The organism is Cronobacter turicensis (assembly GCF_041222865.1).
Lineage (GTDB): Bacteria > Pseudomonadota > Gammaproteobacteria > Enterobacterales > Enterobacteriaceae > Cronobacter > Cronobacter turicensis.
This window is the reverse complement of record NZ_CP165997.1, coordinates 4,210,614-4,222,977: the sequence shown is the minus strand read 5'-3', so window position 1 is coordinate 4,222,977 and position 12,364 is coordinate 4,210,614. Positions and strand designations below refer to the sequence as shown.

Annotated in this window: 11 protein-coding genes; 6 read left to right on the top strand and 5 right to left on the bottom strand. The window is 59.8% G+C overall.

Going from position 1 to position 12,364, the window contains the following annotated elements:
• Positions 1-10: 10 nt before the first annotated feature.
• Positions 11-3,061: a formate dehydrogenase-N subunit alpha gene (fdnG, locus tag AB8W27_RS20100; RefSeq protein ID WP_108695605.1), complete on the bottom strand. Its 3,051-nt coding sequence runs from the start codon at positions 3,059-3,061 to the stop codon at positions 11-13.
• Between the two features lie 165 nt (positions 3,062-3,226).
• Here fdnG and fdhD point away from each other — a divergent pair, with 165 nt between their 5' ends.
• Positions 3,227-4,069 carry a formate dehydrogenase accessory sulfurtransferase FdhD gene (gene fdhD, locus AB8W27_RS20095; RefSeq protein ID WP_012814820.1) on the top strand — a complete coding sequence of 281 codons (843 nt, stop codon included), beginning with the start codon at positions 3,227-3,229 and terminating at the stop codon, positions 4,067-4,069.
• A 130-nt stretch (positions 4,070-4,199) separates the two neighbouring features.
• Complete coding sequence (locus tag AB8W27_RS20090; protein ID WP_007766117.1) at positions 4,200-4,409, top strand: DUF1471 domain-containing protein; 210 nt, start codon at positions 4,200-4,202, stop codon at positions 4,407-4,409.
• A gap of 38 nt (positions 4,410-4,447) precedes the next feature.
• Here AB8W27_RS20090 and AB8W27_RS20085 read toward each other — a convergent pair whose 3' ends face one another.
• Positions 4,448-4,771: an AzlD domain-containing protein gene (locus AB8W27_RS20085; RefSeq protein ID WP_007766119.1), complete on the bottom strand. Its 324-nt coding sequence runs from the start codon at positions 4,769-4,771 to the stop codon at positions 4,448-4,450.
• Entirely contained in the window at positions 4,771-5,430 is a 660-nt protein-coding gene (locus AB8W27_RS20080) for an AzlC family ABC transporter permease (RefSeq protein WP_161578344.1), read from the bottom strand. Before AB8W27_RS20080 ends, AB8W27_RS20085 begins: the two co-directional genes overlap by 1 nt.
• Positions 5,431-5,534: 104 nt before the next feature.
• On the opposite strand from AB8W27_RS20080, the gene AB8W27_RS20075 reads away from it, so the two are divergent.
• The 4 genes from AB8W27_RS20075 (at position 5,535) to AB8W27_RS20060 (ending at position 10,727) form a co-directional block, all read left to right on the top strand.
• A complete protein-coding gene (locus AB8W27_RS20075; RefSeq protein ID WP_012814822.1) occupies positions 5,535-6,083 on the top strand; it encodes a helix-turn-helix domain-containing protein in 549 nt (182 codons plus the stop codon).
• A gap of 75 nt (positions 6,084-6,158) precedes the next feature.
• Positions 6,159-7,166, top strand: coding sequence for a LacI family DNA-binding transcriptional regulator (locus tag AB8W27_RS20070; protein WP_012814823.1), 1,008 nt, complete (start codon positions 6,159-6,161; stop codon positions 7,164-7,166).
• 117 nt (positions 7,167-7,283) lie between these two features.
• Complete coding sequence (locus AB8W27_RS20065; protein ID WP_041923058.1) at positions 7,284-9,407, top strand: alpha-galactosidase; 2,124 nt, start codon at positions 7,284-7,286, stop codon at positions 9,405-9,407.
• A gap of 57 nt (positions 9,408-9,464) precedes the next feature.
• A complete protein-coding gene (locus tag AB8W27_RS20060; RefSeq protein ID WP_012814825.1) occupies positions 9,465-10,727 on the top strand; it encodes an MFS transporter in 1,263 nt (420 codons plus the stop codon).
• 132 nt (positions 10,728-10,859) lie between these two features.
• On the opposite strand, the gene rhaM is transcribed toward AB8W27_RS20060, so the two are convergent.
• Together rhaM and fucO are read right to left on the bottom strand one after the other, a co-directional pair.
• Positions 10,860-11,174, bottom strand: a complete 315-nt coding sequence (rhaM, locus tag AB8W27_RS20055) for an L-rhamnose mutarotase (RefSeq protein WP_012814826.1) — start codon at positions 11,172-11,174, stop codon at positions 10,860-10,862.
• The gene (gene fucO, locus AB8W27_RS20050) at positions 11,171-12,319 is read right to left on the bottom strand and encodes a lactaldehyde reductase (protein ID WP_041923059.1); all 1,149 of its coding nucleotides are present in this window, start codon (positions 12,317-12,319) and stop codon (positions 11,171-11,173) included. Before fucO ends, rhaM begins: the two co-directional genes overlap by 4 nt.
• Positions 12,320-12,364 lie beyond the last annotated feature (45 nt).

The window sequence follows — 12,364 nt, the reverse complement described above, 5'->3', positions numbered from 1 at the left end:
GTCGTCTCCGTTACACCTTTTCCACGTTCACCAGGAACGCCTTAAATTCCGGCGTCTGGGTGTTGGCGTCGCCCACGAACGGCGTCAGCGTGTTGGCGATAAAGCCTTTTTTCGCGACTCCTTCGTAGCCCCAGTGGATTGGAATACCGATGGTATCCACTTGTTTGCCGTCCACGTTGAGCGTGCGAATACGCTTGGTCACCACCGCCTTGGCTTTGATATAGCCGCGGTTGGAGGAGACTTTCACGGTATCGCCCTGCGCGATGCCAAGCTTGCCGGCGAGTTTCTCGCCGATCTCCACAAACTGTTCCGGCTGCGCGATGGCGTTTAACAGCGCGTGTTTGGTCCAGTAGTGGAAATGCTCGGTCAGACGGTACGTGGTGCCGACATACGGGAACTTATCCGCTTTGCCCATCGCTTCCAGATCGCCTTTGAACACGCGCGCCGCCGGGTTAGACACCACGTTCGGGTGCAGCGGGTTGGTGCCAATCGGCGTCTCGAACGGCTCGTAGTGTTCCGGGAACGGGCCTTCCGCCATTTTGTCGATGGCGAACAGACGGCCCATGCCTTCCGGCTGCATGATAAACGGACCGACATCGCTGCCCGGAGGCGCGGTGTTGTAATCCGGAATATCGGCGCCGACCCACTTGCCGTTGGCGTAAGACAGAAGCTGACGTTTCGGGTCCCACGGTTTGCCCTGCGGATCCGCGGAGGCGCGGTTATACAGGATGCGGCGGTTCAACGGCCATGCCCATGCCCAGCCCAGCGTATTGCCAAGGCCCGACGGGTCGGCGTTGTCGCGACGCGCCATCTGGTTGCCGTTCGGCGTCCAGCTACCGGCGAAGATCCAGCAGCCGCTCGACGTGGTGCCGTCGTCGCGCAGGTGCGCGAAGGTGCTCAGCTGATCGCCTTTCTTCGCCAGCACGTTGCCGGTCACCGGATCGATGATATCCGCCAGCGCTTTCCCGTTGCTCTCCATGGCCACTTCTTCCGACGACGGGTTTTCCGGCGTCGAGTAATTCCAGGTCATATTGAGCACCTGTTCCGGGCACGCGCCGCCCTGCTCGGCGTACATTTTACGCAGGCGCAGGAAGATACCGGCCAGGATTTCGCCGTCGTTCAGCGCTTCGCCCGGCGCGTCCTGACCTTTCCAGTGCCACTGCAGCCAGCGGCCGGAGTTCACGATGGAGCCATTTTCTTCGGCAAAGCAGGTGGACGGCAGGCGGAACACTTCGGTCTGAATGCTCGCCGGATCAACATCGTTCTGCTCGCCGTGGTTCTGCCAGAAGGTAGAAGTTTCGGTGTTGAGCGGATCGATAGTCACCAGGAACTTCAGTTTGGACAGAGAAGCGACCACTTTGTTTTTATTCGGGAACGAGGCGACCGGGTTAAAGCCCTGGCAGATATAGCCGTTGACTTTGCCCTGGTGCATCATCTCGAAATATTGCAGGACGTCGTAGCCTTTATCCCATTTCGGCAGCCAGTCGAAGCCCCAGTTATTCTCCGCCGTCGCGTTATCGCCATAGAAGGCTTTCATCAGCGAGACGAAGAATTTCGGGTAGTTGCCCCAGTAGTTTACCTGGCCTTCCAGCAGCGGTTTCGGCGTGTTGGCCGTCAGGTACGTTTGCAGATCGGCTTGTTTTTCGCTTGGCAGCGTCATGTAGCCGGTCAGGCTCTGGGTCAGCAGGCCGAGGTCGGTCAGGCCCTGAATGTTGGAGTGTCCGCGCAGGGCGTTTACGCCGCCGCCCGCCATACCCATGTTGCCCAGCAGCAGCTGGATCATGGCCATGGTACGGATGTTCTGGGCGCCGACGGAATGCTGCGTCCAGCCGAGCGCATACAGGAACGACGCGGTTTTGTCGTGTACGCTGGTTTCGGCGATGTACTCGCACACCTTCAGGAAATCGGCTTTCGGCGTACCACAGATGTTCTCCACTACGTCCGGCGTGTAGCGGGAAACGTGCGTTTTCAGCAGGTTCCAGACGCAGCGCGGGTGAGAAAGCGTGGTATCGCGTTTCGCGAAGCCTTTTTCGTCCAGCTCATAGTGCCAGCTGGTTTTGTCATATTTGCGTTTGTCCGCATCGTAGCCGGTGAACAGGCCGTCATCGAAACCGTAATCTTCACGCACGATCAGGCTGGCGTTGGTGTAGGCCTCGACATACTCGCGGTTAAACTTGTTGTTGTTCAGCAGGTACAGCAGTACGCCTGACAGGAAAGCGATGTCAGTACCGGAACGGATAGGCGTATAGAAATCGGCCACCGACGCCGTGCGCGTAAAGCGCGGGTCAATCACGATAAGTTTCGCGCCATTGTGGATCTTGGCTTCCATCGCCCAGCGGAAACCCACCGGATGCGCTTCTGCCGCGTTCCCACCCATCACAACGATGAGGTTGGCGTTCTTCATATCAACCCAGTGGTTGGTCATCGCACCGCGACCAAATGTTGGAGCAAGACTTGCTACCGTTGGTCCGTGTCAGACACGCGCCTGGTTATCCACGGCTAACATGCCGAGGGCGCGGGTAAATTTCTGGGTTAAATAGCCGGTTTCGTTACTTGACGCGGAGGCGCACAGCATACCGGTGGAGAGCCAGCGGTTAACGGTAGTGCCTTCAGCATTTTGCGCGATGTAGTTAGCGTCGCGGTCTTCTTTCATCAGCTTCGCGATGCGATCGAACGCGTCTTCCCAGCTGATGCGCTGCCATTTATCGGAGCCTGGCGCGCGGTATTCAGGGTACTTAAGACGCGATTCGGAGTGGATGAAATCCACCAGACCTGCGCCTTTCGGGCAAAGCGCTCCGCGGTTAACCGGATGATCCGGGTCCCCTTCGATATGGAAAATCGAAGATTTCGCGTTTTTCGCGCCGTCGCCGAGGCTATACATCAACAGCCCACAGCCGACGGAGCAGTACGTACAGGTATTACGGGTTTCGCGGGCGCGCAGCAGTTTGTATTGCCGTGTTTCCGCCAGCGCGACGCCGGGAGCAAATCCCAGTGCGGCTGCCGTGGTGCCTGCCATACCGCCAGCGCAGATCTTAAAGAACTGCCTTCTGCTGACCTGCATGGATTGCTCCTTGTTCAGACATTGTCACAAAGTAAGTCGTATGGTTTTTCTTTTGCGGATGCCGCCGCAACGGTTCACAATCGTAATTCCCTTCTTTGCAAGGAGGGATTAGGCGCAACAGAATACCACAATGTTGCTGAGGCTGTTTCAGACGGTTAATAAAAAGTGAATAAGAACCATCCAGAACTGTTGCAAAACGTGAGCGACGTCACTGCCGCTCGTTCCCTTCCGCTCTGGAAAAGAGAGAATCTGACCACCACTGAGCCGGACTGGCTGGCGGAAGAAGTGCCGGTAGCGCTGGTCTACAACGGTATATCTCACGTCGTGATGATGGCGTCTCCCAAAGATTTGGAAATCTTCGCCCTTGGGTTTTCTTTATCGGAAGGAATTGTCGAATCTTCACACGAAATTTACGGCATGGATATTATCCATGGGTGTAATGGTATCGAAATTCAGGTGGAACTTTCCAGTCGTCGCTTCATGGGGCTTAAAGAGCGCCGTCGTAATCTGGCCGGGCGTACCGGTTGCGGCGTCTGCGGCGTGGAACAGCTTAACGACATCGTGCGTCCACTGGTCCCGCTGCCGTTCACGCAAACTTTCGCGCTCGCTAATCTCGACGGCGCGCTGCGTCAACTCGCTAGCGTACAGCCAGTCGGCGAACTCACCGGCTGCACGCACGCCGCCGCCTGGCTGACCCCGCAGGGCGATATCGCGGGCGGGCATGAAGATGTCGGACGTCACGTCGCGCTCGATAAACTGCTGGGCCGACGCGCGCGCGAAGCGTGGCAGCAGGGCGCGGTGCTGGTCTCCAGCCGCGCCAGTTATGAAATGGTGCAGAAAGCCGCGACCTGTGGCGTTGAGATCCTCTTTGCGGTTTCCGCCGCCACCACGCTCGCGGTGGAAGTGGCGGAGCGGTGCAACCTGACGCTGGTGGGCTTCTCGCGCCCCGGCCGCGCGACGATTTATACGCATCCGCAGCGCCTGATCGCAGGCGATACGAACGCATAATTATCGTTCAGTTTTTCTGACAAAGAATGGCAAATCCTTCCGCTTTTGGTTTGCGGTGTGCAGGTCTAGTATTACACACATCGAAGGCAGTGCGCCTTCTCACTTAAACCAGACCTGAAGGAATATTGCCATGAACACTATCAAATCTTTTGTTGCTGTTATGACCCTTGCCACCGCTTTCGGCGCTTTCGCTGGCCAGTCCGTGACCGCGACTGACACCACGCTCTCCGGCGCGGAAGCCAAAATCGCCGCACAGGCAGAACAGCTGGGCGCGACCTACACTATCACCGAAGCGTTCACCGGCAATCAGGTCCACATGACCGCCGAACTGAACAAATAAGCCAGACATTGTCGAAAGAGCGCCTGCGGGCGCTTTTTTTATGGCATACCCGCCAGACGCAGCAGCGCGGTGACGACCGCCGCCGCAAAAATCACCACGATCAACGGCGCCTTGCGCCAGGCCAGAAAGAGCGCGAACGCGACACCCAGCACCCTCGCCATACCCGCAAAATGCTCACCTTCGTAAAACGTCGCCGCCAGCGCCACGGCAAACAGCAACGTGGTTGCCGCATCGGAGAGTAGCGCCTGCGCGCGTTCGCTCAGCGCCAGCTTGTTACCGAGCTTCGCTCCGCCAAAGCGCATCAGATATGTGCCGACAGAGAGCACGCCGATCCCGGCAAGAATCATCATGGTGCTCGCCATTATTTCTTCCTCGTGAATAAGCCCGCCAGAGAGAGCAGCACCGGCAGCCCGACCGGCGCGAACGGTACGGCGGCAAGGGAGAGCGCCGCGCCGCTGCCCGCGCGAATCAGCGTGGTTTTATTTTTCAGGGCAGGCAGCACCAGCGCGAGCAAAATCGCCGGGAACACGGCGTCGAGACCGATGGTTTCCGGGGCGGGCAGCAGCGAGCCCATCGCCACGCCGATAACGACGCCAAGCGGCCAGCACAGCGCCACGCCAAGCCCACACAGCCAGTAGGCCGCTTTACGCGTCTCGGGCGTCGCCTGGGATAACCCAAACACCACACTCTCGTCGTTCATGATGTGCGAACCCAGCAGCCTTTTCGCGCCCCGGCCCACCAGATCCCGTACCGTGATGCCAAACGGCAAATGACGCGCGTTAACCAGCAGCCCCGCCGCCGCGGCGGCAAGCGGGCTACCGCCGCTCGCGACGATGCCGATAAAAATAAACTCCGACGCGCCCGCCAGCACTGCGATGGATAGCAGCAGCGGCACCCAGATCGCGAAGCCGTAAGCCATCGCCAGCGTGCCATAAGAAATACCCACTACGCCGACGGCCAGACAGACCAGCACAATAGCCTTTATAATGTCGCCTTTAAGACAGGCGAACCGGTGCAGAATCATACGTTTTTACCCATAACGAACGAATGAACATTATAATGAACAGGCCGCTGCCTATTTTCAACACGAACGTTCGTTCATTTTAACGAACCAGGGAACCCGACATGACACAGCCCATTACCGTGATCGCCAAAAGCCTGGTGCGTGAACGCACGCGCGCCGGGTTATCGCTGGCCGAAGTGGCCCGTCGCGCGGGGATCGCTAAATCCACGCTGTCCCAGCTGGAAGCCGGTAACGGCAATCCGAGTCTGGAGACGCTCTGGGCGTTATGCGTGGCGCTTGATATTCCTTTCGCCCGCCTGATGGAGCCGCAGGCCAATAAAACGCAGGTGATCCGCCGGGGCGAAGGGCCGAAAGTTGTGGCGGAACTCGCCAATTATCAGGCGATTTTGCTGGCGACCTGCCCGCCGGGCGCGCGTCGCGATATCTACTTACTGTTAACGCAGCCCGAAGGCGAGCGGCTGTCGCAGCCGCACCCGACGGGCTCAGTTGAACATATTATCGTGACGCAGGGCCGCGCGCTGGTGGGGCTCGCCGAGGCGCCGGAGGAACTGTGCGCCGGGGATTACATCTGCTACCCGGGCGAGCAGGCGCATATTTTCCGCGCGCTGGAGCCTGATACTCAGGCGATTCTGGTGGCGGAACAAAATTAAGCCTTACAGAATCTGTGGACGCCTGTAACACCTCAGGCGACACTCTCACGTATCAGGTAATCAGGCACTTCATTTATGTCGCTTAAAGCAATCGCTGCACAACTTGGCCTCTCCGTTACCACCGTCAGCCGCGCGCTGAACGGTTATGACGACGTTTCTCAGGAGACCCGCGCGCGGGTGGAGGCCGAGGCGGCGCGGCGCGGCTACCGGCCCAATACATTCGCGCGTCGCCTGAAAATGGGCAAAATCGACGCGGTCGGGCTGGTCTTCCCGGTACACCCGGTGCCGCTTAACAACAGCGTCTTTATGGAGATGGTGGGCGAGATAAGCCGCGAACTGGCGCAACATGAGGTCGATTTGCTGCTGATTGCCGATGACGATCTGGCGGACAGCCATAGCTATATGCGTCTGGTGCAAAGCCGCCGTGTGGATGCGCTGATCGTGGCGCACACGCTGGATAACGATCCGCGGCTGCAGCAGCTCCAGACGATGAATTTTCCTTTCCTGGCGCTCGGGCGCAGCCGGTTGCCGCAGCCCTACGCGTGGTTTGATTTTGACAACTATGCCGGTACGCATCAGGCCACCGCGCGGTTAATCGGGCTTGGCCACCGGCGCATCGCGATGCTTGGCGAGCACAACAGCCAGGCGTTTATCACCCAGCGCCGCGAAGGCTGGCGCGACGCGCTGAAAGCGCATCAGCTGGATGACAGCGGCCTGCGGATGCTGCCGCCCACCCGCCGCGCGGGCTACAAAGCCGTGCTTGAACTGATGGCGCAGTCCTCGCCGCCGACAGCCATTGTGACCGACTGCAACTCGCTCGGCGACGGCGCCGCCATGGCGCTGCAAACGCTTAATCGCTTGCAGGGCGATCGGGCGGTTTCTCTGGTGGTGTATGACGGCCTGCCGCCTGACAGCATTGTGGAGATGAACGTGGCTGCGGTAATTCAGTCCACCCGCGAAGGCGTAGGACGGCAAATCGTGGACATGGTGCAGCGCCTCATCGCGGGCGAACCCGCAGCGCAGCTTCAGGTCCTCTGGCAGCCCGATTTTCTCGAAGGCGACACGCTGCACCCCGCGGGCTAAAACCAGGCGTTTTCTTAAGCAAAATTCCGTACAGATCACACATCCGAAACGTTTTGGTTGGCATCCGAAACGTTTCGGATCAACAGTAAAAGCATTCTTTTTACCGGAGATGCTTTTATGGAAACCCGCCTTTATCGTCTGACCAGCCCCACAACCGATGTTGTTATCAAAACCCAGCCATTCGCCGAAATTCTCTACTGGGGGCCGCATCTTGCCCATTTTTCGCCGCAGGATTGCGCGAGCCTTATCCGCCCGGTCGCTAACGGCCGACTGGACGGCGATTCGCCCGTCACGCTGATGGCGGAGAACGGTCACGGGCTTTTCGGCGCACCGGGGCTGGAAGGGCACCGTAACGGGTTTGATGCCTCGCCGGTGTTCGCCACGCGGGAAGTGAGCCAGAACGGGCAAACGCTGGTGATCACCAGTGAAGACGCCACCGCCGGGTTGCGGCTTGTGAGCGAACTGGCGCTCAGCGACAGCGGCGTGCTGAAAGTGCGTCACGGGCTTACCAACCTGCGCGACGGGGCCTGGCAGGTGGATCGTTTCGCGGTCACGCTGCCGGTGGCGGAGCGGGCGTTTGAAGTGATGGCGTTTCATGGTCGCTGGACGCGCGAGTTCCAGCCGCACCGCGTGACGTTAAGCCATGATGGCTTTGTGCTGGAGAACCGCCGCGGGCGCACCTCGCACGAGCATTTTCCGGCGCTTATCGCCGGTACGCCGGGGTTTGGCGAGCAGCACGGCGACGTCTGGGGCGTGCATCTCGGCTGGAGCGGCAACCACCGGCTGAAGTGCGAAGCGAAAACCGACGGGCGGCGCTATCTCCAGGCCGAGGCGCTCTATCTGCCGGGCGAAATGGCGCTGGCGACCGGCGAGACGCTGCACACGCCCTGGCTCTACGCGAGCCATTCCTCGCGCGGCCTCAATGGCATGAGCCAGCAGTTCCACCGCTTTCTGCGCGATGAAATCATCCGTTTCCCCGGCAATAAACCGCGCCCGGTGCATCTCAACACCTGGGAGGGGATCTACTTCGACCACCAGCCGGAATACATCATGCGGATGGCGACCGAGGCTGCGGCGCTCGGCGTGGAGCGCTTTATCATCGACGACGGCTGGTTTAAGGGCCGCAACGACGATCACGCGGCGCTCGGCGACTGGTATCTCGATGAACAGAAATACCCGGACGGCCTGATGCCGGTGATCCACCACGTAAAAAACCTCGGCATGGAATTCGGCATCTGGGTGGAGCCGGAGATGATCAACCCCGATTCCGATCTTTACCGCGCGCACCCGGACTGGGTACTGGCGCTGCCGGGCTACCCGAAGACCACCGGGCGACATCAGTGGGTGCTCAACCTGAACATGCCTGACGCATTCGATTATCTGCTGGAACGCATGAGCTGGCTTTTGGGCGAGCATCCTGTCGATTACGTGAAGTGGGACATGAACCGCGAGCTGGTGCAGCCGGGCCACGCAGGCAAAGCGGCGGCGGACGCCCAGACGCGCCAGTTCTATCGTCTGCTGGATGTGCTGCGCGCGCGCTTCCCGAACGTCGAGTTTGAATCCTGCGCGTCCGGCGGCGGGCGTATCGATTTCGAGGTGCTGACGCGCACGCACCGCTTCTGGGCCTCCGACAACAACGACGCGCTGGAGCGCAATACTATCCAGCGCGGCATGAGCTACTTCTTCCCGCCGGAAGTGATGGGCGCGCATATCGGCAACCCGCGCTGCCACGCCACGTTCCGCCAGCACAGCATTGAATTTCGCGGCCTGACGGCGCTGTTCGGTCACATGGGGCTGGAGCTGGACCCGGTCAGCGCCGGGGCGCAGGAGGCCGCGGGATATCAGCGCTATGCCGCGCTCTATAAGGAATGGCGCGAGCTTATCCATACCGGCGACCTGTGGCGCGTGGAGATGCCGGACGCCGCCACGCAGGTGCAGGGCGTCGTCAGCCAGGACAAGACACAGGGGCTGTTTCTGGTAAGCCAGCTGGCGATGCCAGACTACACGCTGCCGGGCGCGCTGCGCGTGCCGGGGCTGGATCCGCAGGCCCGTTACCAGGTGCGTCTCGTGGATCATCCGAATATTCAGCTGACCGGCGCGGGCGGCCACACCATGCGCCAGTTGCCCGGCTGGATGAACGAGCCTGTCAGCGCCAGCGGCGAATGGCTGACGCAGGCGGGGCTGCAACTGCCGGTGCTTGATCCGGAAACCGCGATACTTATCGCGTTTGAGCGCGTGTAACAGAACGGCGCCGCGCAGGCGGCGCCTTAATGGGCTGGTCTTATAAGGGCGACAATAATGAATAATACCGTCTGTACCTACAAAAATAACCCGAACTTCTGGATCTTTGGTCTCTTCTTCTTTTTCTACTTCTTCATCATGGCCACCTGCTTTCCGTTTTTGCCTATCTGGCTGTCGGATGTGATTGGCCTGAACAAAACCGATACCGGTATCGTCTTCTCCTGCATGTCGCTGTTCGCGATCGCGTTTCAGCCGGTGCTGGGCGTGATTTCCGACAAGCTGGGCTTAAAGAAACATCTGCTGTGGATTATCACTACCTTGCTGGTGTTGTTCGCGCCGTTCTTCCTGTGGGTATTTGGGCCGCTTCTGAAGGTGAATATCTGGCTCGGCGCGCTGGCGGGCGGGCTGTATATCGGCTTTTGTTTCTCTTCAGGCGCCGGGGCGATTGAGGCTTATATTGAGCGCGTGAGCCGCAGCAGCGCCTTTGAATATGGTAAAGCGCGGATGTTCGGCTGTCTGGGCTGGGGGCTGTGCGCCTCAACGGCAGGCATGTTGTTTAACGTTAACCCGGCTATCGTGTTCTGGATGGGCTCCTGCGCGGCGCTGGTATTGATGGGGCTGTTGCTGGTGGCGCGTCCTCGCGCGAATCAGACGGCGCAGGTGATGAACGCGCTCGGCGCCAACCAGCCGCAGGTGACGGCCAAAATGGCGCTGGGCCTGTTCCGTCTGCCGAAGCTGTGGATGTTTATTCTCTATGTGGTGGGCGTGGCGTGCGTGTATGACGTGTTTGATCAGCAGTTCGCCACGTTTTTTAAATCGTTCTTCCCGACGCCGCAGGCGGGTACCCAGGCGTTTGGCTTCGCCACCACGGCGGGGGAGCTGTGTAACGCCATTATTATGTTCTGCTCGCCATGGATCATTAACCGCATCGGCGCGAAGAATACGCTGTTGATTGCGGGCACGATTATGGCCACGCGCATTATCGGCTCGGCGTTCGCCACGACCGTGTACGAAGTGGTGGCGCTGAAAATGCTGCACGCGCTGGAAGTGCCGTTCCTGCTGGTGGGCGCGTTTAAATACATTACCGGCGTGTTCGATACGCGCCTGTCGGCGACCATTTATCTGATTGGTTTCCAGTTTGCCAAGCAGATGGCGGCGATTTTCCTCTCCGCCTTCGCCGGTACGATGTATGACCGGATAGGGTTCCAGGATACCTATCTGATCCTCGGCAGTTTTGTGCTGGCGATAACGGTGGTATCGGCGTTTACGCTCTCCAGCCAGCGACAGGGCGTGGCGTTAAAAGCGACGGTGAAGGTTTAAGGCTGGCGTTTATCATTTATAACCGTAATTACGGCGGGTGCGCTTTGCTTACCCGCCCTACGTTTAACGGAAGGCTCTGTGTTATCCAGGGCGGGTAAGCAAAGCGCACCCGCCATTCATCCAACCCCACGTTCACTCCAGATAAAACACGCTTTTCAGCTCCTGACTCACCGGGCTGTTATCCGGGTTGGACGGCATAACCTCGCGCATATGCTTCCACCAGCGCTGGCACACCTCGGTTTGCGCCACGGCGTTCCAGCGCGCCTCGCTCTCTATCTCGACCGTGGCGAACAACAGGTGGCGCTGCGCATCAAGCCAGATAGCGTAATGGTGCGCGCCGTGCTGTTTCAGCACCGCCTCCAGCTCCGGCCAGATGGGCGAATGGCGGCGATGATATTCGTCGTGCGCGTCGGGGTTAACCTGCATCACAAACGCTTTGCGGATCATAATGCCTCCAGATAGAGCTCGCGGACCTCGTCGCGCGAGGCGACGCGCGGATTGCACGGCGCGCAGGGGTCAGCCAGCGCCTTATCCAGCCAGCCTTCGATATCCGCTTTCGTCACGCCAAGCTGGCTAAAACCGGAAGGAATGCCGACGCGGGCCGACAGCGCGCGGATAGCATTGATAGCTTCATGGCTCGCCTGTTCGTCGCTCATGTCGCGGGTATCGACGCCCATCGCCTGCGCCACGCGGGCGAACCGCTTCACGGCGCGCGGGCGGTTAAAATTTTCGATAACCGGCAGCAGGATAGCGTTGCAGACCCCGTGCGGCAGGTTATGGGTCGCGCCCGGTTGATGCGCCAGCGCGTGCACCAGGCCTAAGCCCGCGCTGTTAAACGCCATGCCCGCCAGATACTGACCGCACGCCATCTGCTCGCGCGCTTCCAGGTGGCGCCCGTCTTCCACCGCTTTCGGCAGCCACAGGTTAATCAGGCGAATCGCCTCCAGCGCGTTGGCGTCGGTCAGCGGATGCGCGCCCACCGAGACAAACGCTTCGACCGCGTGGGTCAGCGCGTCCATGCCGGTCGCGGCGGTAATGGTGGGCGGAATATCCAGCATCACGCTCGCGTCATCCACGGCGATATCCGGGATCAGATTGGGGTCAATAATCACCTCTTTGACCCGCCGTGCTTCGTTAGTGATAACCGCATTGCTGGTCATCTCCGCCGCGGTACCGGCCGTGGTGTTAATCGCCACCAGCGGCGCGCCGGGGTGTTTGACGTGGCCTACGCCCGCGTAATCGGTGGACGCGCCCGGATTGGCGGTAAGAATTTTAATCGCTTTGGCGGTATCGATGGGGCTGCCGCCGCCGAAGGCGATCAGGTAGTCGCACTGCGCGTTGCGCCAGGCCGTAAAGCCGCGCTGTACCAGCGCTTCGGTGGGGTTAGGGAAGACCTCGTCAAAAAGTTCGTAAGACATTTCCTGCGCATCGAGCGCGGCAAAGAGGCTATCAAGCAGGCCGAGTTTGACCAGTTGCCCGTCGGTGACGATCAGCGCCTTGCCCCAGTTTTTGTTCGCTACCAGCTTCACCATGTCTTCGATAGCGCCCGCGCCGTGCAGGCTGATTTTGGGTAGTGCCAGCATAAAGCTCATGCAGCTTCTCCTTGCTTTTACGGTAATGGCGGGTGCGCGTTGCTT

Coding starts and splice junctions, on each gene's coding strand:
- AB8W27_RS20075 (WP_012814822.1), top strand. CDS start 5,535: ATGACACAGCCCATTACCGTGATCGCCAAAAGCCTGGTGCGTGAACGC.
- AB8W27_RS20090 (WP_007766117.1), top strand. CDS start 4,200: ATGAACACTATCAAATCTTTTGTTGCTGTTATGACCCTTGCCACCGCT.
- fucO (WP_041923059.1), bottom strand. CDS start 12,319: ATGAGCTTTATGCTGGCACTACCCAAAATCAGCCTGCACGGCGCGGGC.
- AB8W27_RS20070 (WP_012814823.1), top strand. CDS start 6,159: ATGTCGCTTAAAGCAATCGCTGCACAACTTGGCCTCTCCGTTACCACC.
- AB8W27_RS20060 (WP_012814825.1), top strand. CDS start 9,465: ATGAATAATACCGTCTGTACCTACAAAAATAACCCGAACTTCTGGATC.
- AB8W27_RS20085 (WP_007766119.1), bottom strand. CDS start 4,771: ATGGCGAGCACCATGATGATTCTTGCCGGGATCGGCGTGCTCTCTGTC.
- rhaM (WP_012814826.1), bottom strand. CDS start 11,174: ATGATCCGCAAAGCGTTTGTGATGCAGGTTAACCCCGACGCGCACGAC.
- AB8W27_RS20065 (WP_041923058.1), top strand. CDS start 7,284: ATGGAAACCCGCCTTTATCGTCTGACCAGCCCCACAACCGATGTTGTT.